Source organism: Pseudomonas sp. X10 (assembly GCF_054889225.1).
The window spans coordinates 3036314-3062965 of record NZ_CM142677.1 but is presented as its reverse complement, the minus strand read 5'-3'; the positions used below and the strand labels follow the sequence as shown (position 1 = coordinate 3062965).

The following is a 26652-nucleotide window of genomic DNA, read 5'->3' as shown; positions in this document are numbered from 1 at the left end:
ACGAGCAAGGGAGCAACGGGAGCGACAGGTCATGTATGAACACGATCGATCCGAGGATTCGCTATCGATCCGCGATGCGACGGAACAGGATAGCGACAGCATCGCCCTGATTCATGTCCAGGCCTGGCAGGAGGCCTATGCGCACCTGCTGCCAGGCAGCTATCTGCAGGGGTTCGAGCGTGAAGAGGGCTCATCCCGGAGCCTGGAACGTGGTGGTGTGGCCTTGCTCGAATGGCGCTACCGGCGGGTGTTTTGAGGGGGCGCCATAGGGCTAGGACATGCGTCAGCAGGGCCTGTAGGAGATCACCTTGCCTTTCGGGCTACGCCGTTGCTCGAACCAGACCATCGCCGGTCCAAGGCAACCCCCTTCAGATCACCCGGGCATCATGCAGGGCCTCCAGGGCTTGGCTGCGTAGGTGCGCCAGGGTGTCGTCGCGGCGGTCCCGGGGGTAGTCCAGCGGTACGCGCAGCTCCCGGCGCACGGTGCCCGGGCGGTTGCCGATCACCAGTACCCGGTGGCTCAGGTACAGGGCTTCGTCGACGTCATGGGTGACCACCAGCAGGGCGGTCCGATGACGCTGGGCCAGGTCGAGCAGCAGGTCCTGCAACTTGAAACGGGTGAAGGCGTCGACTGCGCTGAAGGGTTCATCGAGCAGCAGCAATTGCGGTTGGCCATACAGGCCACGCGCGATGGCCACGCGCTGGGCCATGCCGCCGGAAAGCGATTTGGGCAGGGCGTCGGCGAAACCGGACAGGCCAACCTCGTCGATCAGCCCCGCGACGCGGGCACGGTCGTAGCCGTTGTCTTCACTGAAGCCGATGTTTTCGGCCACTGTCAGCCAGGGCATCAACCGTGGTTCCTGAAACACGAAGCCAACCTGTTCGGGACGGCTGTGCAACTGGCCGCTGAAGTCTCGGTCCAGTTGCGCCACCAGACGCAGCAGCGTGCTTTTGCCACAACCGCTGGGGCCGAGCAGGCTGACGATCTCGCCGGGTTGCAGGCGCAGTTCCAACTGGCCGAGTACGGCGGTGTCGCCGAAGACCTTGCGCTCGACCCGCAGGTCGAGCAGCGGCGCAAGCGAGGCAGTCGGTTGAGGTACGCGCAAGGGATGGGTCATGGGTCAGGCTCCTGAGTCCGCGCCGTCGAAGGTGTCGCGCCAGGCCAGCCAGCGTTTTTCCAGGCCGGCCAGCAGGCCATCGCTGAGCTTGCCGAGCAAGGCCAGGACAATGATTGCGGCAAGCACCAGGTCTGGCCGCGAGGTCTCCCGGCCATCGCTGAGCAGGTAGCCCAGGCCGCGGGTGGCGGCGATCAGTTCGGCGGCCACCAGGAACATCCAGCTCAGGCTCAGAGCACTGCGCAGGCCGGTGAACACGCCGGGAAAAGCCGCCGGCAGGAGGATGCGCCGGGCCAGGCGCAAGCGGCCGAAGCCATACATGCGCCCGACCTCGACCAATTTGCGGTCGATGTTGCGGATCGCTGCCACGCCATTGAGGTACACCGGAAAGAACGCGCCAATGGCGATCAGGGTGACCTTGGAGGTTTCGCCGATGCCCAGCCACAACAGCAGCAACGGCACCCAGGCCAGGCTGGGAATGGCCCGCAGGCTGGCGAAGGTCGGTTCCAGCCAGGCCTCGGCCTCGCGGCTCAGGCCCACCCAAGCAGCGAACAGCAGCCCCAGGCTGGAGCCGATGGCGAACCCCGCCAGGACCCGCGACAGGCTGGCGCCGATGTGTTTCCACAGGGCGCCATCGGCGAGCTGGAATAGGGTCGTGGCCACTTCGCTGGGGGCTGGCATCTGATAAGCGGCGATCCAGCCCAGACGCACCACGGCTTCGAGCAGCAGGATGATCGCCAGGGGCAGGGCCAGGCCCTTGGCCCGGCGCCGCCAGGGCGAGGGCTGCTGGACGGGGCGCTCTACCGGGCTGGAGGCTGACAGGGTTTTGCTGGACAGGCTCATGGCTCGATGCTGGCCTGGCCGAAGGATGGATCGATCAATTGGTCGATCACCTGGTTGACGTCGACGCCGCGCTTGACCAGTGCTTCGGAGACCAGGATCGGTGCTGCGGCCTTGGAGGCGGCGATGTCTTGGTCAGTCAGTTGCGGTGCAGAAAGGTCGGTGCGCGAGAGTTGCAGCTTGGCCACGTCCAGCGGCAGCTTGGATTCCTCCGCCAGCAGCTTGGCGAATTCGTCCGGATGCTCAAGGGCCCAGTGACGCGCTTGTTCGTAGGCCTTGATCACCGTGGCGATGGTCTGCGGGTGCTGTTTGGCGAAGGCCTCGGTAACGCTGACCACGCCGTAGCTGTTGAAGTCCTTGTTGCGGTACAGCAGGCGCGAGCCGGCCTGCAGTTCGCTGGCGGCCATGTGCGGGTCTAGGCCGGCCCAGGCGTCGACGTCGCCTTTCTCCAGTGCCGTGCGGCCGTCCGGGTGTTGCAGGTGCAGCAGTTCCACGTCGTCCTTCTCCAGCCCCGCCTGGGTCAGGGCGCGGAGGGTGAACAGGTACGGGTCGGTGCCTTTGGTGGCGGCGATCTTCTTGCCCTTGAGCGCGGCCAGGTCGTGTAGGGGTGAATCCTTGCGCACCACCAGCGCGGTCCACTCGGCGCGGCTGTAGACATACACCGACTTGATCGGGCTGCCATTGGCCCGGGCCAGCACCGCCGACAGGCTGGCGGACGAGCCGAAGTCGGCGCCGCCGCTGTTGAGGTACTCCAGGGAACGGTTGCTGCCCTGGCTAAACACCCAACTGACCTTCGACTCCGGCAGGGCCTTTTCGAGCCAGCCGAAGTGCTTGAGCACCAGGCTCACCGGCGAATAGTAGGCGTAGTCCAGGCGCACCTCCTTCGGTGTGTTTTCGGCGTAGGCGGCCGGGCTCAGGGCCAGGGCGGCCAGGCCAGCGTAGGCCAGGGTCTTGAGAGGGCGGGGGAACAGGGGCAGGGCCAGGTCGATCAGGCGCATCGCGGTATCCAGTCGGCGTCAGGAGAAAGGTTTCAGTGATGAGGGCAGGTTGCAGGTGTCATGCCAGCCGCTAGGAGCCTGTCGGAAACGGCATTTTGGGCATTCGCGCAGGGGAAGAACTGTTGCGCCAGGAGGCAGTCTGTTGCTCTGTTGTTGCTGGGCGAACAGTTGGGCGCTGGGTTGGGAGGGGCCCCAAGCCGCTCGGGTGGCCCTGCAGGGCGCCCGAGCGATGGCTTCAGATCGACAGGCGTATGACGCGGTTGTCCAGCTCGTAGTCCTGGCTACGGCGTTTGTTCACCACCAGTTCGCCGATGGCGATCAAGCGGGTGCGGGTGACGTTGCGCGACAGCCCGAGCAACTGCGCGGTGTGTACCTGGTTGTAATGGCAGAAGTGATAGGCCGAGCGCAGCAGCGCGGTCTCGACCTTCTCGTGCAGGTTGCCGGGCTGTTCCTCGTAGAGCCTGCGGAAGGCCCGTTGCAGCAATTCGTCGACGGTGTTGCCGTCGTCCTCGGAGCGTCCGGGGAAGGGCTCTTCCTGGCGGTCCAGGCGAAGGTTGGACAGGCGTAGGTCGTCGGCCTGGATATGGCCGTCGCAGCAGGTCAGCAGGCTGTGGTGGATGACGTTCTCGAGCTCGCGGATATTGCCGGGCCAGCTGTAGCTGACCAGCTTGGCCTGGGCTTCGGGGGTGAGTTCCACTTGGCCGTAGCCCAGGCGTTCGCTGTAGGTGCGGATGAAGTGCCGGCTCAGCGGCAGGATGTCGCCGGGGCGTTCGCGCAGGGCGTGCAATGACAACGTCACCACGTTCAGGCGGTAGTACAGGTCTTCGCGGAAGTGCCCGGCATTGATGGCCTTTTCCAGTTGTACGTTGGTGGCCGCCAGTACTCGCACGTTGATCGGGATGCTCTTGCGCGAGCCCAGGCGCACCACCTCGCGCTCCTGCAGCACTCGCAGCAGTTTGACTTGGATGGCCATCGGCAGGTCGCCGATCTCATCGAGAAACAGGGTGCCGCCATTGGCCTCCTCGAACCAACCGGCCTTGGCGCTCAGGGCGCCGGTGAAGGCGCCTTTCTCGTGGCCGAACAGCTCGGCCTCCACCAGCGACTCGGAGAATGCGCCGCAGTTGACCGCGACGAACGGGCCGTTGCGGCGGCCGCTGAGGTTGTGGATGTGACGTGCGACCAACTCCTTGCCCGTGCCGGTCTCGCCGATGATCAGGACGCTGGCCTCGCTGGGGGCGACCTGTTGCAGGTGGGCGAGCAGCGCCTGCGATCTGGGGTCTTCGAAGACCTGTGCGGTCGCCCTGATCGAGGTAGCCAATGTCGGGGAAGGGGGGAGGGTCAGCAATTGCATGGACTTGCCTCAGGAATAGAAGGAAGGTGCGGGGCGCTTGCCATTGAGGGCCCACTCACCCAATTCATGAATCCGGTAGTCCACCGGGTCATGCAGGGTTTGCGTCCTCAGGTTGCGCCAGTGGCGGTCGAAGCGCAGCGAGGCATGGGTGGCCCGGGCGCCGGTGACCTCGAACAGACGGTTGCAGATGTCCAGGCCATGGCGGGTGGCCGCGACCTTGGCGGTGCCGATGGCCAGCGCCAGTTGCGCGCGCTCCTCGGCGCTCAGGGTGTGTTCCTTGGACCAGGCCACATCCAGTTGCTCGGCGGCGCGTTCGATCAACAGGCGTACGCTTTCCAGGCCCACCCAGAACTCGCCGTAGTGATGCAGCACGTAGGGGTCTTCGCCGCTGTGGCTGGCGTTGGAGCGGAACCAGGGGCGGCTTTCCTTGAGGGTGTACTGGCGCGCCTCTTCGAACGCGCCTTCGGCGATGCCAAGGAACAGGTTGGCGAAGTGCAACTGGGCGATCAGCGGGCGCAGACAGGCGAACGGCGTGCTCAACGGGCCGGGGTCGAGCAGTAGTTCGTTGTGTTCCACCCGAACGCGTTCAAAGGTGGCGCTGCCGCTGTCGGTCTGGCGTTGGCCGATATTGTTCCAGTCACCGTGCAGGCTGATGCCGGTACGACCGCTGGGGATCGCGGCGATCAGCAGCTTGCCGCCGGCGCGTTCGTCCACGGCCGAGGCGATGAGCATTTCCGAATCGGTGGCGCCGGAGCAGAAACTCTTCTGCCCGGAGAACTCGTACCAGCCCTCGAAGTGCTTGACCACCGTGCGGGTGTCCAGCGGGTTCAGGGCATTGCCCCAGAACCAGTTCTTGCGCGCGGTCTGTTCGAACCAGGGCTGCCATTGCTCGGGACGCGAGAACAGGCGCACGGTGGCCAGCATCAGGTGATGGAAGCCGAAGACATGGGCGATCGAGCTGTCGACCCGGGCGAACTCGCGGACCGCCTCGAAGCTTTCGCGCCAGCTGGCCCCTAGGCCACCGTATTGGCGCGGGATGGCCAGCGCCAGCAAGCCGCTGGCGCGCAAGGCGTCACGTTCGGCTTTGGGTGTGCCGCCGCGAGCATCGCGTTCGATGGCGGTCAGGGCGAACTCCGCGGCCAACTCGCGGGCGATCTGCAGGGGCGGGTGCTGGGCAGGTTTCAGGTGAGCATTCATGTGGGCGTCCTTGCTCAAGCGGTCTTGCGCAACGCATGGTGGGCGGCGAACAGTGGCACGGCGCGCTCGGCGGCCAGGCGGATCCGCGCGGCCAGGGCCTCGCTGGTGACGCGGTAGTCTTGCAGTTCGCCCTGGCTGGCATAGACGCCGATGGGCAGGGTCAGGGCCTGCAGGAAGCTGAACAGCGGACGCAGTTGGTGATCCAGCACCAGCGCGTGGCGTTCGCTGCCGCCAGTGGCCGCGAGCAGCACCGGTACGTCGACCAGGGCGTCCTGGCCGATCAGATCGAACAGGTGCTTGAAGTGGCCGGGGAAGCTGCCACGGTAGACGGGCGCCGCCACCACCAGCAGGTCGGCCTTCTCGATCAGGCGCAGTTGCTGTTCGACCGTTTCGGGCAGTTCGCTGCGCCACAGGGCGGCACCGAGGGGGCGGGCGATGTCGCCCAGCTCGATCAGGTGAGACTTGATGTGCAACTGCTCACCCAGCTCGGCGAGGATCGCCTCGGTCAGGCTGAGGGTGCGAGAAGGACGAGAGGTGCCGCCGGAAAGGGCAACGACATTCAAAGGGGCGCTCATGGCAGGTCTCCTGTTCAGGTAAGCAAGGGACTTTGCTGGAGCAATCGTCGTGCCGGATAGGAAATTTTTATATGAATCAGATAGTTGCGTGAAATTTCGGCGGGCGGGCAGTGTTGCCTTGGAAACTTCCCTGTTGATCCGGTGTTGCGCTGCAAACAGTTTGCCAAGTGTTGGCGGCTGTACAGTTGAGAAGGTTATAGAGGATTTTGTGCTGTATTTAAAAAGAATAAGAAATCATATTCTTATTCGATAATTGACTTTAAGGTTGCCGCGAGTAACGCCCTTGAGCAGGGGGCGCGCAGGAGCCGTCTCCCTGGCCCCTGCGCAATACAGCCTTTATTGCATCCAGGGCGGAGGCGGCTCTTCGCTCTTCACTGGCCCGCGCTCGGCCTCGGCGCGGGCGGCGCGGCGGCGGGCGTCTTCGATTCGTGCCGCATCGATCTCGCGCAACACGCCACCCACATCGGCAGCGTGGTCGTCATCCTCGAACTGCCCGGTCAACGGGGTGTCTGGCAGCAGCTCACCGGCTTGATAAAGCGACCACATTTCTCGCGCATAGCGGCTGTCCTTGAGTTCGGGGGCGAAGCGGCCGAAGTATCCGGTCATGTTCGCCACGTCACGCTCCAGCATGCTGAATGCGTGATTGTTGGCCGCCGCGTCCACCGCCTGCGGCAGGTCGATGATCACCGGGCCGTCCGGGCCAAGCAGCACGTTGAACTCCGACAGGTCGCCATGCACCAGGCCGGCACAGAGCATCAACACGATCTGGCGAATGATGAACGCGTGGTATTCACGGGCCTGCTCGGGCTCCAGGTGCACGTCGTTAAGCCGCGGCGCGGCATCGCCGTGCGCGTCCGTCACCAACTCCATCAACAGCACGCCATCGTGGAAATCGTAAGGCTTGGGGACCCGCACGCCGGCGCTGGCAAGGCGGAACAACGCTGCCACTTCGGCGTTCTGCCAGGCGTCTTCGGCCTCCTTGCGCCCGTACTTGGAGCCCTTGGCCATGGCCCGGGCCTGACGGCTGTTGCGCACCTTGCGTCCTTCCTGGTACTCGGCGGCCTGGCGGAAACTGCGTTTGTTGGCTTCTTTATAGACCTTCGCGCAACGCAGCTGGGCCCCGCAGCGCACGACGTAGACCGCCGCTTCCTTACCACTCATCAAAGGCCGCAGCACTTCGTCGACCAGCCCGTCTTCAATCAGCGGTTCAATACGTTTTGGCGTCTTCATCGGTTTCTGTTCGGGGTCCTGTTCTTCTCATATACGGGTTGCCAACCATCCTCTCACAGCCAGACGCGATGTGCTTGGTCACGATACAACAAGCGCCCTCCGGGGCAGGCGGAGGGCGCCAGGATATGTCCAGGGGGCTTCTTGCTGGGGAGGGGCTCAGGCCGGGAGCCTGGCGCCTTGGGTGATGCCCAGGCATCCGGCGGGTGCCAGGCCATTGAGCAGCAGGCGGGCCGCAGTGCAGGCGGCGGCGTCATAGTCGATGTCCTGGCCCCGCAGGTTGGGTATCTGCCAGCCCAGGCTGACGCACGACTGGGCGATGGACCAAACCGTCAGCAGCACGTGCTCCGGGTCCAGCGGGGCAAGCAGCCCGCGATCGATCCACTGGCGCAAGGTGGCCAGGCAGTCCTGTGCCTGCGCTGTCCAGCGCGTGAAGTAGTCGCCGGGCAAGCGTCGGGCGCCTTCCCGAAGTTCGATCATCAGCACCTTGGCGGCGAAGGGTTGCTGCTCGAACAAGCGGATCATGCGGATAACCGTCCGCGTCAGTGCCTCCAGCGGTTGGCCATCCGCCAGGCACGGCATGCAGGCGTCCAGGTAGGACGGCGCGATGTCGCCCAGCACCTGGGTGTAAATGGCCTCCTTGGACTTGAAGTAATAGAGCACGTTGGATTTTGGCAGGCCGGCTTTCAGGGCAATGCTGGACACCGTGGTCGCGGCATAACCCTCTTGGGCAAAGGCTTCGCTCGCCGCATTGAGGATCGCCTCGCGCACCGCTTGCGCAGGCTCGCCGGGCCCGGCGCGGACTTTGCTGGCCGGCCTCTTGGCATCGAGGTGTGGATCGAAAGGCATGATGTACATCGCGTAGTCCTTGTTATGCCTGATTCCATGCAGTTGCACGCAGGGAATCGAGATGCGCAATATACAGAACTATATAGCGATGGAGTGTTGAGCGGTACCCAGTCGGGCAAACAGCGTGACAGACATGATCGGGCTTGGCCTGCCCTTGATCGAACAGGCCGTAGTGGACTCGTGCTAGCGGGCTGCGCCTTGTTCTAGCGGGGCAGCCTGCGCACTGCTGGCCGAGATTCGGATGTACGACACGTAGTAGGCCAGCCCCACGAAGACGGCGCCGCCCACGGCATTGCCGAGGAACACGGCAACGAAGTTCTCGGCGAACTGGGCCCAACTCAAGGTGCCAGCGAAAATCGCTGCCGGAATCAGGAACATGTTCGCGACCACGTGTTGGAAGCCGATGGCGACAAACGCCATGATCGGGAACCAGATACCGAGGATCTTGCCGCTGACTTCCTTGCTGGCGTAGGACAGCCAGACGCCCAGGCATACCAGCCAGTTGCAGCCAATGCCGGAAATGAACGCATGGGTGAAATCGGCATTCGCTTTCGCGGTGGCCGCCGTGATGGTCTTGGCCAGGTACGGCCCCTCGGTGAGCCCCAACAGATGGCCGAAGCAATAGGCGACGAAGAGTGCGCCAAGGAGGTTGGCAACGGTGACCAGCAGCCAATTGCGTGCCACTGCCCAGAGCCGGATCTTCCTGGCGAACATGGCCATGGGAAGGCTCATCATATTGCCGGTAATGAGTTCGCCACCGGCAAGAATCACCAGGATCAGGCCGATGGGGAACACCGCCGCGCCCAGCAAATTGCCAAATGAGGCCCATTGCGCGGGGATCATGGTGCTGACGTGGATCGCAAGCAGGAAGCCAAGCGAGATGAAGGCACCCGCCAGAAATCCCAGGATCATTACCGAAAGGGTGGGCAGGTGAGCTTTCCTCACACCGGCTTCGACGACGAGCTTGGCGATTTTGGAGGGCGTATTTACAGGCATATTGATAGGCTCAGGCTCAGAGGCGGGCACTGGCCACGCGCGAAGGCAGCGCGGCAACGGGTGGCGCCGTTAAAAATGATGTGGGGGATTCCAATCCTGATGCGCGCACTTGTTGTTTGAACAAGACGGCATGTCCCTGTGACACATGGCAGGAAAACGCAAGTGGAATGTTTCGGCCTGAAGCAGCAAGGCAGGCCTGTGTTCAGTTCGTCGACTGAATCAGACCAGGAAAACTAGCTGAGCCAAATTGTCGCAGTCCAATCGTTTGTTCCGATGGAGTGATCGACGGTCTCTATGAGCAAAGCCCCTGGAGTGATGCCAGCAGGTTTGGAACGTCTTATATATCGCAGCCTTCGCAAGGGGAGTGAGCGCGCTAGTAGATGTTGGCGGCTGTCATATAAGCCTGTGGTGGTTCGGGCATTGCAGCCAGCACGTCGCGCAGCCCAGCGGCCCATTGTATGCGGACCGCCGTGAAGTACGGATCATCGTGAGTGACGCGGTAGATTGGCATGCTTGTGAAGCTGTCCTTCCGGTACACCAGCAGATCCAGCGGTGTGCTCACCGACATATTGCTGCGCATAGTCTCGTCAAACGAGATCAGCCCACAGCGCAGGCCATCCGCGAGTGGCGTGCGGTGCGTCAGGTTGCGGTCGAGTATTGGCCTGCCGTATTTGCTTTCGCCCAGTTGCAGGAACGGCGTGTCTTCTGTCGCCTGAATGAAGTTACCTTGCGGGTAGATGCTGAAAACGTCCATGGGGCCGTCCGCGATCTGGCCGCCCACCAGAAAAGAACAGCTCAGGTCGGTTTGGCCTGCCAGCTCGGTGCTGTCCCGGGCGACCACTTCGCGGACAGTTTCGGCCACCGTTACCGTGGCGTCATACAGCGTCCGGACATTCAACAGATGTGGGCCAGGGCCGTTGCAGCGTTGTTTGAGCAAGTTCACTACCGATTGCGACGTGGCCAGGTTGCCAGCCGTTTGCAGCACGATCAGTCGCTCGCCTGGCGTGCTGAAGACAAATAACTTACGGAACGTTGAAATCTGGTCGATGCCAGCATTGGTCCGCGAATCGGAGATGAACACCAACCCGTCGGCCAGGTGCATAGCGACGCAATAAGTCATTTGCGTTAACTCGTGAATATTGGAAAGGTCGCCATGATACTGCCTCCAGTCCCATCAGGGCACTGCATGCCTTGATGCTCAAGGGCGACCCAGGGCCTGTGCAGGCGCCCGCTTACGCTGGCGCCTGCACAGGACGGGGAGATGGGTTTATTGATGCTGGGCCAGCGACGCCACCTGCACCCGCGCCAGCATCGATTCGACCCCACCGCCCCGGCGCATGCCACGCACCGGGCAGGCATCGAGGTAGTCGAGGCCCAGCGCCAGTTTCAGGTGGCGCTCGGGCCGGGCCAGGCGGTTGGTGACATCGAAGCTGTACCAGCCGTCGTCGAGCCAGGCTTCGGCCCAGGCGTGGCTGGCCAGATGGCTTTCATCTTCCGTGCACAGGTAGCCAGAGACGTAGCGGGCGGGAATCCCCAGGCTGCGTGCGCAGGCCAGGAAGGCGTGAGTATGGTCCTGGCAGACCCCGGCGCCGCCCGCGAACGCCTCGACGGCCGTGGTGCCGACGGTGGTCGCCCCAGGGCTGTATGGCATGTGGTCGGCCAGGCCGTTCATCAGGTCGATCAGCGCCACCCGGTCGCGTCGCGTACCGCAATGCTGCACGGCAAAGGCAGCCAGGGCATCGTCCGCTTTTGTCAGGTGGCTGCTGCGCAAAAACGGCAAAGGCGAATGGCTGTCGTGCTCCAGCTCGCGATCCGGATCGATGTCTACCTGGCCATGGGCTGTCAGCACCAGCGCGGCGTGGGGCTCGTCTATGGTCAGCACATGCAGGATGTTGCCGTAGGGGTCGATCTGGCTGCGAACTGGACGTGGCAATTCCAGTTGCCATTGCAGGATGTGCTGGCGCTCGCTGTTCTGGGGTGTCAGGCGCAGGAACTGGATGCTGGCGCAGACTTCATTGGCGTAGTTGTAGGTGGTGTCGTGGCGTATGGACAGTTTCATACGACCTCCAGATAGGAATGATGAACGGTCTGACCCAGGTGGCGGATCTGGGCAATGAAGTCGGTCAACCACAGGTGCAGTCCCGCTTCCAGGATCTCGTCGACCCCGGTGTAGCGCAGCCGCGCATTCAGCTCGGCGGCCAAGCGCTGGGCGGCCCGGCCGCTATTGCCCGGCAAGCCGGCGAGGATATGGTCCAGCTCCTCGATGCAGGCGTGTAGCGAGCGCGGCACATCGGCGCGCAACAGCAGCATCTCCGAGACTTGCCTGGCGTTTGGTGCGTTGCGGTAGATTTCGTTGAAGGCTTCGAAGGACGACAAGGCCCTGAGCAAGGCGCTCCATTGGTAATAGCCACGTGCCGAGTTGTCGCTGACCTCTTCCGACTCTTCGCCGAACATTTCGTAGCGCACATCCAGCAGGCGCAGGGTGTTGTCCGCCCGTTCGAGGAAGGTCCCCAGGCGAATGAAACAGTAGGCATCGTTGCGCATGATGGTGCCCGCTGTTGCACCGCGGAACAGGTGCGAGCGCTCCTTGACCCATTCGCAGAAATGGCTGATGCCATAGCGCGCCAGGCCATTGCGGGCGATGTTGCGCATCTCGAGCCAGGTGGCGTTGATGTTCTCCCACATGTCGGCGGTGATGCGTCCGCGTACGGCGTGAGCGTTGGTCCGTGCCGCTTGCAGGCAGCAATAGATGCTGCCGGGGTTGGTCTCATCGAGGGCGAAGAAGTGCAGCATGCGTTCGCTATTGAGTTCAGCGTGACGCTTGTTGTAGTCGTCCAAGGTACCGGCCGCCAGCAGCGACACTGCCAGCTCGGCTTGGCCATCGGTGCGCCCGGCCTGGGGCATCAGCGATAGCGAATAGCTGACTTCGAGCATGCGCGCCAGGTTCTCGGCGCGCTCCAGGTAACGGGACATCCAGTAGAGGTCCGAAGCGGTTCTTGAAAGCATGGCTCAGTCCTCCACCACCCAAGTGTCCTTGGTGCCGCCACCCTGGGACGAGTTCACCACCAGCGAGCCTTCGCGCAAGGCCACGCGGGTCAGGCCGCCGGGCACCAGGCGGGTTTCACTGCCCGACAGGACAAAGGGGCGCAGGTCGATGTGTCGGGGGGCGATGCCGTTTTCGACAAAGGTCGGGCACGTCGACAGGCACAGGGTGGGTTGGGCGATATAGGCTTCGGGGCGAGCCTTGATGCGCGTGCGGAAGTCCTCGATTTCCGCCGCCGTGGCCGCCGGGCCGACCAGCATGCCGTAGCCGCCGGAGCCTTGGGTTTCCTTGACCACCAGCTCGGGAAGGTGGGCCAGCACGTGGGACAGCTCTTGCGGTTTGCGGCATTGCCAGGTCGGGACGTTGTTCAGGATCGGCTCCTCGCAGAGGTAGAAGCGGATCATGTCGCCGACATAGGGATAGATCGACTTGTCATCGGCCACGCCGGTGCCGACGGCGTTGGCCAGGACCACATTGCCCAAGCGATAGACCGAGATCAGGCCGGGCACGCCGAGCATGGAGTCCGGATTGAACGACAACGGGTCGAGATAGGTGTCGTCGAGTCGTCGATAAATGACGTCCACCTGTTTCGGGCCTGCGGTGGTGCGCATATAGACATGGTCATCGCGGACGAACAGATCGGCGCCTTCAACCAGTTCCACGCCCATTTCACGGGCCAGGAACGCATGTTCGAAGTAGGCGCTGTTGAAGCGCCCCGGGGTCAGCACCACGGCGGTGGGGTTATCCAGCGGGCTGGAGCGCTTGAGGGTGTCCAGCAATAGGTTCGGGTAATGATCGATAGGCGCCACGCGCTGGGCGGCAAAGAGTTCGGGGAACAGGCGCATCATCATCTTGCGGTCTTCCAGCATATAGCTGACGCCGCTGGGGGTTCGTAGATTGTCTTCCAGCACGTAATAGCTGCCATCGCCATCACGGACCAGATCGACGCCAGCGATATGGGCGTAGATGCCCCGGTGCAGGTTCAGGCCTTGCATAGCGACCTGGTAACCATCGTTCGCCAGGATCTGTTCGGGAGGGATGATGCCTTCTTTGATAATGCGCTGGTCGTGGTAGATGTCGTTCAGGAACAGGTTCAAAGCCTGGACCCGCTGAATGCAGCCACGCTCGACCATCTGCCATTCGCTGGCCTTGATGCTGCGTGGAATGATGTCGAATGGAATCAGTCGCTCGGTGCCTTGTTCGTCCCCGTACAAGGTGAAGGTAATACCGGCGCGGTGGAACAACAGGTCCGCTTCGCGGCGACGCTGGTCCAGCACTTCCAGCGGGGTGTCGGCCAGCCAGCGCGCGAACTCCTGGTAATGGGGGCGGCAGTCACCATTGGCATCATACATTTCGTTAAAAAAAGCTCGGGACATAACCACTCCTTGCCGCAGTACAAACGGCGTTTCTTATAACTTCGCTAATCCAGCACGATGAAGCCTTACGGTGTTTGGTTAATACAGATAATGTTTCATGAGTTCGCAGTCCCTTGACGTGTCCCGACGTCATTAGGTGGGGCCATTGCGGGTTATTTGTTGGCGCCAGTAAAAGGGCGCTATTCGTCGTCTCGCCTAGTTGAAAACCCTGTGCATGTTGGTTGGGAAGAATGTAGCAAGGGCTGTGCCTAAGTCTTGCGGAGGTGGGGAAAGAGCGGGAAAGGCCTTGTCAAAGGCAGCGGAAAGGCACTTTGCGCTGATTGCGCAGATTCTGGGGCGGGCAAAAATGGTGCAGCTGAAAACACCTGCGTGTTTTTCTGCCCCCTAACGGGGAAGTTTGTATTCCGGTCGCGACATTCAATAAAAGCGCTGGTTTCACCGGCAGTCCGGATGTTTGTGCCGCCTGCCGGTGCTTCCTGGTTACCAGAAGTTGAAGGTGTAGGTGATCAGCACGCGATTTTCATCCACGTCGGTGGTCTGGCTGCCTCGGTACATGACGTTGCGCAGGCGCAGCCCGAGGCCGGAAAGCGGGCCACTTTGGACGACGTAGCCGAGGTCGATGTTACGTTCTCGCTCGGTGGCGGCCACGCCTGCGATACGGAAGTCGTCGGCACGGATGTAGCGGGCCATGAGGGTCAGGCCGGGAATCCCTATGGCGGCGAAGTTGTAGTCATAGCGCAACTGCCAGCTGTCTTCGTCGGCCCGTACGAAGGGTTGGTAGGTGCCGTTGTTGAACGCCCAGGGGTCGGCTACCAGCAGGAACGGCAGGCCGGTGTCTCCGCTCTGGTGCTGGTAGGCCAGCCCCAGCGAGTGGCCTTGGGTCGAGTAAGTGACCATCGCCCCGCGATAGCGGTTGTCCACCGTGGTGTGTCCGCGGCTATCGCTGTCGAAGTAGCGCAGGTCGGTCTTCAGCGTACGGTCGCCACCGAGGGGGAGGGTATAGACCAGGCTAGCGATGTTCTGCTCGTAATTGTCCTTCAGTTCGGAACGATAGAGCGTGCCGGTCAGGCGCGGGGTCAGGGCATATACCGCGCCGGCGTAGCGGAAGCGGTCGGTGGGGACGCCGCCGCTGGCACCGTCGGCGTACATCACCAGGTCTTCGTAGTCGCTGGAGTCGCGCTGGTGCATCTGGCGGAACTGACCGCCGGTCAGGCTCAGCCTGTCGATGTCGTTGGATTGCACTTGTACGCCTTGGTAGGTCTGCGGCAGCAGCCGAGTGTCGTTGCGTACTAGCACTGGTAGCACGGGCTCGTGGTCGCCGATAGTCAGCACGGTCTTGCCCATGCGCACCTTGCCGGTCAGGCCGAGAAAGCTGAACTCGTCGGCGGGGCTGCCTGTGAGCGGGTTGCGGCGTAGTGCGCCGGTTCCGCTGGTGCCGCTGCCAGAGTCGAGCTTCATCCCGACCAGGCCTAGGGCATCGAGGCCGAAGCCGACAGTGCCTTCGGTGTACCCCGACTGGGCGCGCAGCAGAAAACCCTGGGTCCAGTCTTCTGCCTTGCTCTGGCTTTTACCGTCGTGGCGTGGGGTGTCGGGCAGGTCGGCATCGCGGAAGTCACGGTTCATGTAGAAGTTGCGGGTTTCCAGGCGCAGGTGGCTGTCGTCGATAAATCCGGCGCTGGCCAGTTCCGGCAGCAGCAGGGCGGCGAGCAGGGAAAGTGGTCGGTAACGGGGCGATGTGATGGCGCGATGCAGCATGGTGTTTACCTGTAATTGTTTTTGTTGGTGGTAGCTGCGCAGAGCGTCTGGCGGTCATGCGCGTGGTTACAGGCTATGGTGGCATGTCGATTATATCAATATCATTACTTAAATTATCGATATGATTTGTTGGTATAAAAGGTCGACAGAGACTAACTGGCTGAATTTTCGGCGCTGTTCATGGGAAAGCATGAGGACGTTCAGAGGGGGCGAGTAAAGGTCTTTGCGCTTTTTGTCCATGGCACAGCTATGCCTGGCCATTGCGGCCAGGCGTAGGGCGTGGTGTGTCAGTCTTCGCTGGACGAAGGACTGGTGCCGCCGAGGGAGACCCTGGCCAGGTCGACATTGAGCTTGTTCAGCAGGTGCAGCAGGCTGACACTGTCATCGAAGCTGAAGCCTTGCAGGGCTTGTCGGTAGAACTCGTAGATGCGCGTCTGCAGCGACTCCCAGAACAGCTTGCCGGAGTCGGTGAGCAGCACCATGCGCGCGCGTCCGTCCTCTGGGTGCGGCACGCGCAGCACATGGTTATCTCGCTCCAGGCGCTTGAGCACGCCGTCCAGGTTTTGCCGGCTCACCACCAGGTATTCGGTGAGCTGGTTGAAGGAAACCCCTTGTTCGGCGCCTTCGCGGGACAGGGCACCGAGTACCGCCCATTGCACGGTACTGATGCCGAATTCGCTCTGGACCTGACGCTGCAGGGTGTTTCCGGTCTGGAAGAGCCGGAAGAACAACCGGTTGGGGATGCTCTTCGCCTCGTTGGTGGTCATTACCGCTCCTTGTCCGATCGGCTAACGGGTGCGCTGCCGCTCGGGCGGCGCGGGGTTATTTGGGGGTGAGTTCACGGGCGATGATATTTTTCATGATCTGCGCGGTGCCGTCACCGATCTGCAGGCCCAGCACATCGCGCAAACGCTGGGCAAACGGCAGGTCTTCGCCGTAGCCGGTATGGCCGTGGGCCAACAGGCACTGCTTGACCACGTCGAACGCCAGCTTCGGTCCCCACCACTTGTTCATGGCTGCCTCGGCATTGTGCGGCAGATTGTTGTCTTTGAGCCACAACGAGTAGTAACACTGCAGGCGTGCGGCGTGCACATAGGTCTGCAGCTCGGCCAGTGGATGGGTCAAGCCCTGGAAGGCACTCAGTGCCTGGCCGAAGGCCTGGCGTTCGGTCAGCCATTGCCAGGTTTCGTCCAGCGACTGCTGGGCCAGCGCCAGGCATTGCAGGCCGATCAAGGCACGGCTGTAGTCGAAGCCCTGCATGACCTGCTTGAAGCCCTTGCCTTCTTCGCCCATGCGATGGCTCAGCGGTACTTCGACGTTGTCGAAAAAGATCGAGCCACGGCCAATGGCGCGTTCGCCGGCGTCCTCGAAGCGTGTGGTGCTGATCCCGGGCAGGTCCATCGGCACGAGGAAAGCGCTGATGCCGCTGGCACGCTGTTCGGCAGTGCCGGTACGGGCGAAGACCACCGCCACATCGGCCTGGTCGGCCATCGAGATCGAGGTTTTTTCGCCATTGAGCACATAGGCGTCGCCGCGCCGCTCGGCTTTCAGGCGCAGGCTGGCGGCATCGGAGCCGCCACTGGGCTCGGTCAGGGCGATGCAGACCACTTTGCGTCCGGCGGTGATTTCTCCCAGCCAGTAGCGGGCCAGCTCGGGTTCGGCATGCTGGGCGATGATCTGGCCATTGAGCGAGGCCAGCAACGGAATGTAGCCGACATTGAAGTCGCCCCGTGCCAGTTCTTCGATGATGATCCCGGCGGTGACGCAGTCCAGGCCGCTGCCACCGTAGGCTTCCGGCAGTTCGCCGCCGAGCAGGCCCATGTCGCCGAGCTGGGCGATGGTGGCGCGCTCGATGCGGCCGTCGCGGTCGCGTTGTCGGTAGCCGGGGGCGAGCACTTCGCTGCTGAAGCGGGCGACGCTTTCGCGGATGGCGTTCTGTTGTTCGGTGAAGGCGAAGTTCATGATTCTCTCCAGGCCCGCTGGCGATAATGTGCCGCCCTGGGCGGGGCGGCGCAGGGGGTTACTTGTAGAACTTGCGGAAATCCGGCTTGCGTTTTTCCTTGAAGGCCGTAACGCCTTCGCGGGACTCCTCGGTTTCGTAGTACAGGCTCAGGGCCTGCATGCCAAGGCCGCCGATGCCGGCGATGTTTTCGCTGTCGGCGTTGAACGAGCGCTTGGCGATCGACAGGGCGGTGGGGCTCTTTTCCAAAATCTCGTCGCACCACTTCTGCACTTCGGCATCCAGTTGATCATGCGCTACCACGGCGTTCACCAAGCCCCATTCCAGCGCCTGGCGGGCGCTGTACTTGCGGCACAGGTACCAGATTTCGCGGGCGCGCTTTTCGCCGATCAAGCGCGACAGGTAGGCCGTGCCAAATCCCGGGTCGACCGAGCCGACCTTGGGGCCGACCTGGCCGAAGATCGCTTGCTCGGAGGCGATCGACAGGTCGCAGACCACGTGCAATACATGGCCGCCGCCGATGGCGAAACCGTTGACTCGGGCAATCACCGGTTTCGGCACTTCGCGGATCAGTCCCTGTAGCTCTTCGACTGGCAGGCCGATCAGGCCACGGCCGTCGTACTGGCCCTCATGGGCACCCTGGTCGCCACCGGTGCAGAACGCCTTGTCGCCGGCACCGGTGAAGACGATGACGCCGATGGACTTGTTCCAGCCGGCACGGTTGAAGGCGTCGATCAGTTCCATGCAGGTCTGGCCACGGAAGGCGTTGTAGCGCTCCGGGCGATTGATGGTGATGGTGGCGACGCCGTCTTTCTCTTCGTAGAGGATGTCTTCGTAGTTCATATCGGTGTTCTCTCCTGGATGTTTGGTGGGCTCAGCCGGCCATGGTCAGGCCACCGGACACACTGATGACCTGCCCGGTGATGAAGTTGGCGTCGTCGCTGGCGAGCAGGGCGATGATCCCCGGATAGTCTTCCGGCTGGCCGAGACGGCGCATCGGCACGGCGTTGCGGAAGGCTTCCAGCAGTTTCTCCGGGTTGTTCGAGGTGGCGGCCACGCTCTTGAGCAGGGCCGTGTCGGTCGGCCCCGGGCAGACCACGTTGAAGTTGACATTCTTGGTCGCCAGTTCCCGGGCCAGGGTTTTTGACAGGCCCACCAGGCCGGCCTTGCAGGCGGCGTACACGGCTTCGCCGGAGGAGCCTACGCGGGCGGCGTCCGAGGCCACGTTGATGACTTTGCCACCGCCGGCTTCGAGCATTTTCGGCAGCACCACGTGGTGCATGTTCAGGGCACCGGTGAGGTTGATCGCGATCAGTTGTTCCCAATGTTGTGGCTCAGTCTTGAGGAACGGCAGGAAGCGGTCGAAACCGGCGTTGTTGACCAGTACGGTCGGCACGCCCAGGTCGCTTTCGATGGCGGCGACAGTGCTGGCGATGGCCGCGTAGTCGGTGATGTCGGCCGCATAGGCCTTGGCCTTGCCGCCCTGTTCAAGGATCAGGTCCACGGTCGTCTGGGCTGCTACCGCGTCACGGTCGAGCACCGCGACCAGGCTGCCTTCCTCGGCGAAGCGCTGGCAAACGGCGCGACCGATGCCGCCGCCGCCGCCGGTGATGATTACAGTTTTACCGTTAAGGCCTTTCATGGTGATGTCCTCTATAAGGATGGCTTGGGGTCAGGCAGATCTGGCCGGATTCAGGCGAATGTCCCGGGCGAGCTCGCGCAGCTTGAATTTCTGAATCTTCCCGGAGGGAGTGCGGGGCAGCGCCGGCAGCACTTCGAGGTGCTCGGGCAGGTAGTTCTTGCTCAGGCGGTGTGCGAGCAGGAACTCCACCAGGGCGTCCAGGCTCAGGTCAGGTTCACCGTCGTGCAGGGTCACGTAGGCGCAGACACGCTCGCCCAGGCGTTCGTCCGGGAAGCCGACCAGGGCCACGGCGGTCACGGCTGGGTGGGCGTAGATCAGGTTTTCGACTTCCACCACGGGAATGTTCTCGCCACCACGGATCACCACGTCCTTGGTGCGCCCGGTGATGCGGATGTAGCCGCGCTCATCCATTTGCGCCAGGTCGCCGGTGTCGAACCAGCCTTCGCTGTCCACCGCGTACCACTCGGGGCGCTTCAGGTAGCCGATGAACAGGCTGGCGCCGCGCACCATCAGGTGGCCTTCGATCCCAGGGCCGGCAGTCTGGCCTTGGTCGTCGAGCACCCGCACTTCCATATAGGGCAGGGCGCAGCCATCGGTGTGTATGGCGCGCTCGACCTCGTCTTCGGGGTAGGTCATGGTCACCGCACCGGTCTCGCTCATGCCCCAGGCGGAAACGATGCGCGCTTCGATGGCACTTGCGGCCTTTTCTACCAGGATGCTGGGGATCGGCGCACCGGCGGCGGCGAACACCCGTAGCGAGGCCATCGCCGTGCGATGCTGTGGGGCAATCTCCACCAGGTCGGCGAGAAAGGGCGTTGACGCCATGGTGAAGGTCGGTCGTTCGGCGGCCGCCACCCGCACGGCGAAATGCGGGTCCCAGGTATCCTGCAGGACGGCAGTGGCCTGCAGGTAGACTGGCATCATCAGGCCGTAGAGGAAGCCGGTCTGGTGGGCCATGGGCGAGGCCATGAAGACGATGTCGTCGCTATTCAGATGCAGGCGTTCGGCATAGGGCCGCACGTTGGCGAACAGCGTGTTGGAACTGTGCAGCACGCCTTTCGGCTCGCCTGTGGTACCCGAGGTATAGAGCAGTTGCACGACATCGTCGGCATGCGGGCGGCGGGTGTCGAACAGGGCCTGGACATCGGTTTCCTGCTCCCAGGCACGTTCCAGCAGCAGCTTCGCGAAGCTGTCGTCGCCACCGATGGTCAACACATGTTCGAGGCGGGGCAGGGTCGCGCTCAGGGTATTGGCCATCTCGGCGTAGTTGAACCCGCGAAAACTGTGCGCAACGACCAGTACACGACTTTGCGCATGATCGAGGATGAAGCGCAGCTCTCGTTCGCGGAAGATCGGCATCAGTGGGTTGAGTACCGCGCCGATGCGGACGCAAGCCAGGTGCAGGGCAAACATCTGCCACCAGTTGGGCAGTTGGCAGGACACCACATCGCCTTTTTCCACGCCCATCGCAGCCAGGCCCACGGCAATCCGGGTCACGTGGCGGTCAAGTTCGCGGCGGGTCATCTCGGTGCGCTGCTCTTCGCCTACCCGGTAGGCCACCAGGGCGGTGCGCTCTGGTGCTTCTTTCAGTCCGATATCCCAATATTCTGTAATTATCTTGTCATTCCATGCTCCCGAAGCGAGCAGGTGTGGACGACGTTCAGGAAGCTGGCTTGTTTTTGTTTTCATTGTCTGTACCAGTGATTAGTACGAGGCGTTGTCGACAACGAGGGTGCGTTGGCGATGAGCAGACGATACGCTTTCAAAAAATAATATGTCAACATGTTGTCTTTATCTTTTGCTCTGGATAGACTCGCTCCAAGGTCGGCGCCTTGGCTTCAGGGTGGCGTCGAAATCAGCAGAGGGAGGAACGCCCCATGGCCTATAACAACATCCTCGTCGAGCAGCACGGCCCAGTCGGCCTGATCCGGCTTGACCGGCCGGCGGTTCATAACGCGCTCAATGGCGCCTTGATGAGCGAACTGGGAGAGGCGCTGCGCGGCTTCGAAGACGACACGCACATCCGCGCAATGGTGATTACCGGCAACGACAAAGCCTTCGCCGCCGGTGCCGATCTCGCCGAGCTGCAGTTCAAGGGCTTCGCCGACGTCTATATGGAAGAGTTCGTGACCGCCAACTGGGAGGCTGTCTGCCGTTGCCGCAAGCCGGTGATCGCCGCCGTGGCCGGCCTGGCGCTGGGTGGCGGCTGCGAGCTGGCGATGATGTGCGACTTGATCATCGCCGCCGACACGGCCCGTTTCGGCCAGCCCGAGGTGCGCGTCGGCACCTTGCCCGGGGCCGGTGGCACGCAACGCCTGACCCGCGCCATCGGCAAGGCCCGGGCGATGGACCTGTGCCTGACCGGGCGTTTGATGGATGTCGCCGAGGCCGAACGCTGCGGGCTGGTCAGCCGCGTGGTGCCGGCCGCACGATTGCTGGAAGAAGCCATGCAGGTGGCCGCGCAAATTGCCGGCTACTCGGCGTTGGCGGTCAAGCTGAACAAGGAAGCGGTCAATCGCGCCTTCGAAACCACCTTGGCCGAAGGCGTGCTCTACGAGCGGCGCCTGCTGCATGCCAGCTTCGCCAGCGCGGACCAGAAGGAAGGCATGCAAGCCTTCATGCAAAAGCGCGAACCGGTCTGGAGCCATCGCTGAGGCGAATGCCCCATATGACGGCCCCACCAGAACGAAAGCAGGTGTGTGCCTGCAGGAGCTGTTCGATGTCCTCTCCCGTTAAATTGACGTTAATCGACAACCTGGCGCTGATCTGCGTCGACAACCCTCCAGTCAATGCCCTGGGTCAGGCCGTGCGTGCAGGCCTGCTGGAGGCCTTGCGCAAGGCCGAGGCCGATGCCGCGGTGCACATGCTGCTGTTGTATTGCGCCGGACGCACCTTCATCGCCGGGGCCGATATCCGCGAGTTCGGCCAGCCACCCCAGGCGCCCACGCTGCCGGAGCTGACCCAGGCCATCGAAGCCTGTCGCAAGCCGGTCCTGGCGGTGTTGCATGGCTCCATCCTGGGTGGTGGCCTGGAAGTGGCGATGGCCTGTCATTACCGCATCGCCCAGCCTTCGGCGCGGCTCGGCATGCCCGAGGTGAAGCTTGGCCTGCTCCCTGGCGCCGGTGGCAGCCAGCGCCTGCCGCGCTTGGTCGGGGTGGCGCGGGCGCTGGAGATGATTGTCGATGGCGAACCCATCGACGCGGCGCTGGCGCAACGCTGCGGCCTGGTCGACGAGCTGTTCGAAGGCGAGCCCGCGGCGCTTGGCCAAGCCCATGCCGAGCGGCTGCTGGCCGCTGGTGCGGGACCACGGCGTAGCGGTGAAATCAGCCTCGCCGTGGATGCGGTGGATACCGCATTACTTGAAGCGCGGCGGCAGTTTGAACGCCGTGAGCGCCCCGATCTGTTTGCCCCTCTACGTTGCATTGCCGCTGTCGAAGCCGCCACCTGCCTGCCACTGGCCGAGGGGTTGCAACGGGAGCGGGCACTGTTTCTCGAATGCATGCAATCACCGCAACGCGAGGCGCTGGTGCAGCAGTTCTTTGCTGCGCGCCAGGCCGCCAAGGCCAAGCGTACCGTCGGGTAGGACGCCACCGACCTTTTCTATTGAGGAGTGCTTCATGGACATCGACTACACCCCGGACGAGTTCGACTTCCGCGATCAGGTCCGCGCTTTCCTGGCGGCCCGGCTGCCAGCTGATATCGCCGCCAAGGTGCGCCTGGGCAAACACCTGGGTAAAGCCGACCACCAGCGTTGGCAGCGTATCCTTGCCGAGCAGGGCTGGTACGCCGCCAATTGGCCGGTGGAATACGGTGGTACCGGCTGGAGCGTGGTGCAACGGCATATCTTCGAGGAAGAGTGCGCGGCGGCCGGCGCGCCACGACTGATTTCCTTCGGGGTCAATATGGTCGCGCCGGTGATCATCAAGTTCGGTACGCCGCAACAAAAGGCGCACTACTTGCCACGCATCCTCAACGGCCAGGACTGGTGGTGCCAGGGCTATTCCGAGCCGGGCGCCGGCTCCGACCTGGCCAATCTCAAGACCCGTGCCGTGCGCGAAGGGGATCACTATGTGGTCAATGGCCAGAAGACCTGGACCACCCTTGGGCAGCACGCCGACATGATTTTCTGCCTGGTGCGTACCGATCCCCAAGCGCAGGCGCAACGCGGCATCAGCTTCCTGCTGATCGACATGCACAGCCCCGGCATCACTGTCCGGCCGATCATCACCCTGGAGGGTGAGCATGAAGTCAACGAAGTGTTTTTCGACAACGTGCGGGTGCCGCTGGAGAACCTGGTGGGGACGGAGAACGAAGGCTGGACCTGTGCCAAGTACCTGCTCACCCACGAACGTACCGGGCAGGCCGGGATCGGCGGCTCCAAGGCAGCGCTGGCGCACCTCAAGCAGGTGGCGGCCTGTGAGCGTCGAGGTGGTCGACCGCTGCTCGAGGATCCGCTGTTCCGTGCCCAGGTCGCCGAACTCGAAATGCAATTGCTGGCCATCGAGATGAGCACCTTGCGCATTCTGGCTGCTGCCGAGGATGGTGGCGTACCTGGCGCGCAGAGTTCGATCCTGAAGATCAAAGGGTCGCAAATCCGCCAAGCCATCAGCCACCTGCTGCGCAAGGCGCTTGGCGTGCACGCTTTGCCTTTTGTCGAGGAGGAGCTGGAGCTGGACGAGGGCGTCGAGCCGTTGCACACCGGTTATAGCGCGGCGCCGGCCAGCCAGTACTTCAACTTGCGCAAGCTGTCGATCTACGGCGGCTCCAATGAAATCCAGAAGAACATCATCGCCAAGATGATTCTCGAGCTCTGAGAGAGGCACGCCATGGACTTCAAACTGACTGAAGAGCAGCAGATGCTGCAAGACACGCTGGCCCGTTTAGTGCGCGATGCGTATCCCTTCGAGCAGCGTGAACAGCACGCCCGCAGCGCGCTGGGGTACAGCGCCGTATTTTGGCAGCAACTCGCCGACCTGGGCTTGAGCGCGGTGCCGTTCGGCGAGGCGGTGGGCGGCTTCGGCGGCAGCGGCGTGGAGAACCTGCTGATCATGACCGAACTGGGCCGTGGCTTGTGTCTGGAGCCTTACCTGTATTCGCAGATCTACGCTGGCGGCCTGCTCGAACAATTGGGCGGCAGTGGGCCACAGGCGGCGCTGTTGGAGCAGGCGGTCGCTGGCCGGCTGCAACTGGCGCTGGCCTTCGAAGAAGCACAGAGTCATTACTGCCTCGAAGATGTCGCGACTCGCGCTGAACCCGTGGCCGGCGGCTGGTGCCTGAAGGGACGCAAGGTGGTGGTGATGGGCGGTGGCAGTGCCGGGCGCATTCTGGTGAGTGCCCGCACTAGCGGCGCCGACCGTGACGAGCAGGGCATCAGCCTGTTCTTGATCGACCCGCAGGCACCCGGTGTCAGTCGGCGTGAACATGCCAATATCGACGGGCCGAGGGCCTGCGAGCTGCTGCTTGAGGACGTGCAGGTGGCCGCCGAGCAGTTGCTCGGCGTGCCGGGCCAGGCATTACCGGCCATGCGTTACCAGCAGGGCAGAGCCATCGCCGGGCACTGCGCCGAGGCGTTAGGCAGTATGCAGGTGGCCTGCGAGCTGACCCTCGATTATCTGAAGACTCGTAAACAGTTCGGTGTGCCCATCGGCAAGTTCCAGGTATTGCAGCACCGCATGGCCGATATGCGAGCCGAGTTGGAGATGGCCACCTCGATGGCGATCCTGGCTGCCTGCGTTGCCGACCAGCCGGACAGCGTGGCGCGCAGCCAGCGCCTGAGCGCGGCCAAGTTCATCGTCACCCAGGCGGCGCGCTTCATCGCTGAGCAGGCGATCCAGTTGCATGGTGGCATTGGCATGACCTGGGAGTACGTGTTGGCGCATCACGCCAAGCGCTTGGTGATGCTCAGCCATCAACTGGGTGACGACGATCACCATCTGCAAGCCTACGCCGCGTTGTTGGACGCGGCCTGATCCATCCTGGCGAGCCTTCGGGTGCAAGGCCCGAAGGCCGGTATGTGACATGAGGATTCGTGTATGAAAGTTCTGGTTGCGGTGAAGCGTGTCGTGGATTTCAACGTCAAGGTGCACGTCAAGGCGGACAACTCCGGCGTCGACCTGGCCAACGTCAAGATGGCCATGAACCCCTTCTGCGAGATCGCCGTGGAAGAAGCCGTACGCCTGAAGGAAAAGGGCGTAGCCAACGAGGTCGTAGTGGTCAGCGTCGGCCCGGCACTGGCCCAGGAACAACTGCGCACCGCGCTGGCCCTGGGTGCCGACCGTGCCGTCCTGGTCGAAGCCAATGAAGAACTGAACTCCCTGGCCGTGGCCAAGCTGCTCAAGGCTGTGGTCGACAAGGAGCAGCCGCAGTTGGTGATCCTTGGCAAGCAAGCCATCGATAGCGACAACAACCAGACCGGCCAGATGCTCGCCGCGCTGACCGGCTTCGCCCAAGGCACCTTCGCCTCCAAGGTGGAAGTGGCTGGCGACAAGGTCAATGTCACCCGCGAGATCGATGGCGGCCTGCAGACCGTCGCGTTGAACCTGCCGGCGATCGTCACCACCGACCTGCGCCTGAACGAGCCGCGCTACGCGTCGCTGCCGAACATCATGAAGGCCAAGAAGAAGCCGCTGGAGAACATCACGCCAGACGCGCTGGGCGTTTCCACCGCCTCCACCAACAAGACCCTGCAGGTCGAAGCGCCGGCTGCACGCAGCGCGGGCATCAAGGTCAAGTCGGTGGCCGAATTGGTCGAGAAACTGAAGACTGAAGCTAAGGTGATCTGAATGACTATCCTGGTTGTCGCTGACTTTTCACAAGAGCAGGAAAACCGTGCCGTTGCACCGGCTACCCTGAACACCGTTGCCGCTGCCGCCAAGATCGGTGGTGACATCCACGTGCTGGTCGCAGGCCAGGGCGTCGGTGGTGTCACTGAAGCCGCTGCGAAGATCGCTGGCGTTTCCAAAGTACTGGTGGCTGACAATGCCGCCTATGCGCACCAACTGCCGGAAAACGTCGCCCCCTTGGTCGCGGAGCTGGGCAAGGGCTACAGCCACGTGCTGGCTGCTGCCACTTCCAACGGCAAGAACATTCTGCCACGCGTCGCTGCGCTGCTGGACGTGGACCAGATCTCGGAAATCATCTCGGTCGAATCCGCCGACACCTTCAAGCGCCCGATCTACGCCGGCAACGCCATTGCCACCGTGCAGTCGAGCGCTGCGGTCAAGGTCATCACCGTGCGTGCCACCGGTTTCGACCCGGTTGCCGCTGAAGGTGGCTCGGCGACCGTCGAAGCCGTCGGCGCTGCGCACGATGCCGGCCAGTCGGCCTTCGTTGGCGAAGAGCTGGCCAAGTCCGACCGCCCAGAGCTGACCGCTGCCAAGATCGTCGTTTCTGGCGGTCGCGGCATGCAGAACGGCGAGAACTTCAAGCATCTGTACGCCCTGGCCGACAAGCTCGGCGCTGCCGTCGGCGCTTCCCGCGCTGCGGTGGACGCAGGTTTCGTCCCCAACGACATGCAGGTCGGCCAGACCGGCAAGATCGTTGCGCCGCAGCTGTACATCGCCGTCGGTATTTCCGGCGCGATCCAGCACCTGGCGGGGATGAAGGACTCCAAGGTGATCGTGGCGATCAACAAGGACGAAGAGGCGCCGATCTTCCAGGTCGCTGATTACGGTTTGGTGGGCGATCTGTTCGAGGTCGTACCGGAATTGGAGGCAGCCCTGTAAGGAG

The 26652-nt window shown here is 63.0% G+C and carries 25 protein-coding genes and 1 pseudogene; 7 read left to right on the top strand and 19 right to left on the bottom strand.

Annotated elements, in window-relative coordinates; genetic code table 11:
- The first annotated feature begins 31 nt into the window (after positions 1-31).
- A complete protein-coding gene (locus ACYU03_RS13960) occupies positions 32-256 on the top strand; it encodes a hypothetical protein (protein WP_461885160.1) in 225 nt (74 codons plus the stop codon).
- 112 nt (positions 257-368) lie between these two features.
- Here the strand turns inward: ACYU03_RS13960 and ACYU03_RS13955 are convergent, their stop codons facing one another.
- From ACYU03_RS13955 to ACYU03_RS13865, 19 genes are all read right to left on the bottom strand, one after another.
- The gene (locus ACYU03_RS13955; RefSeq protein ID WP_461885159.1) at positions 369-1118 is read right to left on the bottom strand and encodes an ABC transporter ATP-binding protein; all 750 of its coding nucleotides are present in this window, start codon (positions 1116-1118) and stop codon (positions 369-371) included.
- A 3-nt stretch (positions 1119-1121) separates the two neighbouring features.
- The gene (locus ACYU03_RS13950) at positions 1122-1958 is read right to left on the bottom strand and encodes an ABC transporter permease (protein ID WP_461885158.1); all 837 of its coding nucleotides are present in this window, start codon (positions 1956-1958) and stop codon (positions 1122-1124) included.
- Positions 1955-2953, bottom strand: a complete 999-nt coding sequence (locus ACYU03_RS13945) for an aliphatic sulfonate ABC transporter substrate-binding protein (RefSeq protein WP_461885157.1) — start codon at positions 2951-2953, stop codon at positions 1955-1957. Before ACYU03_RS13945 ends, ACYU03_RS13950 begins: the two co-directional genes overlap by 4 nt.
- 235 nt (positions 2954-3188) lie before the next feature.
- Positions 3189-4304, bottom strand: a complete 1116-nt coding sequence (locus ACYU03_RS13940) for a sigma-54 interaction domain-containing protein (protein WP_461885156.1) — start codon at positions 4302-4304, stop codon at positions 3189-3191.
- A 9-nt stretch (positions 4305-4313) separates the two neighbouring features.
- Positions 4314-5501, bottom strand: coding sequence for an acyl-CoA dehydrogenase family protein (locus ACYU03_RS13935; protein WP_461885155.1), 1188 nt, complete (start codon positions 5499-5501; stop codon positions 4314-4316).
- A gap of 14 nt (positions 5502-5515) precedes the next feature.
- Positions 5516-6076 carry an FMN reductase gene (gene msuE / locus ACYU03_RS13930; protein ID WP_461885154.1) on the bottom strand — a complete coding sequence of 187 codons (561 nt, stop codon included), beginning with the start codon at positions 6074-6076 and terminating at the stop codon, positions 5516-5518.
- A gap of 336 nt (positions 6077-6412) precedes the next feature.
- Positions 6413-7306, bottom strand: a complete 894-nt coding sequence (locus ACYU03_RS13925; RefSeq protein WP_461885153.1) for a PA4780 family RIO1-like protein kinase — start codon at positions 7304-7306, stop codon at positions 6413-6415.
- Between the two features lie 156 nt (positions 7307-7462).
- Complete coding sequence (locus ACYU03_RS13920; RefSeq protein WP_461885152.1) at positions 7463-8161, bottom strand: TetR family transcriptional regulator C-terminal domain-containing protein; 699 nt, start codon at positions 8159-8161, stop codon at positions 7463-7465.
- Between the two features lie 174 nt (positions 8162-8335).
- A complete protein-coding gene (locus tag ACYU03_RS13915) occupies positions 8336-9148 on the bottom strand; it encodes a formate/nitrite transporter family protein (protein ID WP_461891463.1) in 813 nt (270 codons plus the stop codon).
- 373 nt (positions 9149-9521) lie between these two features.
- On the bottom strand, positions 9522-10268 hold the full coding sequence (locus ACYU03_RS13910) for a peptidase (protein ID WP_461885150.1): 747 nt from the start codon (positions 10266-10268) through the stop codon (positions 9522-9524).
- Positions 10269-10415: 147 nt separating this feature from the next.
- A complete protein-coding gene (locus ACYU03_RS13905) occupies positions 10416-11207 on the bottom strand; it encodes a transglutaminase family protein (RefSeq protein WP_461885149.1) in 792 nt (263 codons plus the stop codon).
- The gene (locus ACYU03_RS13900; protein WP_461885148.1) at positions 11204-12154 is read right to left on the bottom strand and encodes an alpha-E domain-containing protein; all 951 of its coding nucleotides are present in this window, start codon (positions 12152-12154) and stop codon (positions 11204-11206) included. The genes ACYU03_RS13905 and ACYU03_RS13900 overlap by 4 nt, the downstream gene beginning before the upstream one ends.
- 3 nt (positions 12155-12157) lie before the next feature.
- Positions 12158-13567 carry a circularly permuted type 2 ATP-grasp protein gene (locus tag ACYU03_RS13895; RefSeq protein ID WP_461885147.1) on the bottom strand — a complete coding sequence of 470 codons (1410 nt, stop codon included), beginning with the start codon at positions 13565-13567 and terminating at the stop codon, positions 12158-12160.
- Positions 13568-14047: 480 nt separating this feature from the next.
- Positions 14048-15322: an OprD family porin gene (locus ACYU03_RS13890; protein WP_461885146.1), complete on the bottom strand. Its 1275-nt coding sequence runs from the start codon at positions 15320-15322 to the stop codon at positions 14048-14050.
- A gap of 287 nt (positions 15323-15609) precedes the next feature.
- Positions 15610-16089, bottom strand: coding sequence for a MarR family winged helix-turn-helix transcriptional regulator (locus ACYU03_RS13885; RefSeq protein WP_461885145.1), 480 nt, complete (start codon positions 16087-16089; stop codon positions 15610-15612).
- A gap of 55 nt (positions 16090-16144) precedes the next feature.
- Positions 16145-17284 (bottom strand): cyclohexanecarboxyl-CoA dehydrogenase, encoded by a 1140-nt coding sequence (gene aliB, locus ACYU03_RS13880; RefSeq protein WP_461885144.1) that lies wholly within the window; start codon positions 17282-17284, stop codon positions 16145-16147.
- A 58-nt stretch (positions 17285-17342) separates the two neighbouring features.
- The gene (badI, locus tag ACYU03_RS13875; protein ID WP_461885143.1) at positions 17343-18125 is read right to left on the bottom strand and encodes a 2-ketocyclohexanecarboxyl-CoA hydrolase; all 783 of its coding nucleotides are present in this window, start codon (positions 18123-18125) and stop codon (positions 17343-17345) included.
- Between the two features lie 31 nt (positions 18126-18156).
- Positions 18157-18924: an SDR family NAD(P)-dependent oxidoreductase gene (locus ACYU03_RS13870; protein WP_461885142.1), complete on the bottom strand. Its 768-nt coding sequence runs from the start codon at positions 18922-18924 to the stop codon at positions 18157-18159.
- A 30-nt stretch (positions 18925-18954) separates the two neighbouring features.
- Complete coding sequence (locus ACYU03_RS13865; RefSeq protein ID WP_461885141.1) at positions 18955-20613, bottom strand: AMP-binding protein; 1659 nt, start codon at positions 20611-20613, stop codon at positions 18955-18957.
- A 188-nt stretch (positions 20614-20801) separates the two neighbouring features.
- Between ACYU03_RS13865 and ACYU03_RS13860 the strand changes: the two genes are divergently transcribed.
- The 6 genes and pseudogenes from ACYU03_RS13860 to ACYU03_RS13835 all read left to right on the top strand — a co-directional run bounded on the left by ACYU03_RS13860 (position 20802) and on the right by ACYU03_RS13835 (position 26648).
- Positions 20802-21578 carry an enoyl-CoA hydratase gene (locus ACYU03_RS13860; protein ID WP_461885140.1) on the top strand — a complete coding sequence of 259 codons (777 nt, stop codon included), beginning with the start codon at positions 20802-20804 and terminating at the stop codon, positions 21576-21578.
- 65 nt (positions 21579-21643) lie between these two features.
- A pseudogene (locus ACYU03_RS13855) lies at positions 21644-22486 on the top strand (enoyl-CoA hydratase-related protein); the annotation flags it as partial.
- Positions 22487-22541: 55 nt separating this feature from the next.
- Positions 22542-23738, top strand: coding sequence for an acyl-CoA dehydrogenase family protein (locus tag ACYU03_RS13850; RefSeq protein WP_461885139.1), 1197 nt, complete (start codon positions 22542-22544; stop codon positions 23736-23738).
- A 12-nt stretch (positions 23739-23750) separates the two neighbouring features.
- The gene (locus ACYU03_RS13845) at positions 23751-24893 is read left to right on the top strand and encodes an acyl-CoA dehydrogenase family protein (RefSeq protein ID WP_461885138.1); all 1143 of its coding nucleotides are present in this window, start codon (positions 23751-23753) and stop codon (positions 24891-24893) included.
- 63 nt (positions 24894-24956) lie between these two features.
- Positions 24957-25706, top strand: coding sequence for an electron transfer flavoprotein subunit beta/FixA family protein (locus ACYU03_RS13840; RefSeq protein ID WP_461885137.1), 750 nt, complete (start codon positions 24957-24959; stop codon positions 25704-25706).
- Entirely contained in the window at positions 25707-26648 is a 942-nt protein-coding gene (locus tag ACYU03_RS13835) for an electron transfer flavoprotein subunit alpha/FixB family protein (RefSeq protein WP_461885135.1), read from the top strand.
- Positions 26649-26652 lie beyond the last annotated feature (4 nt).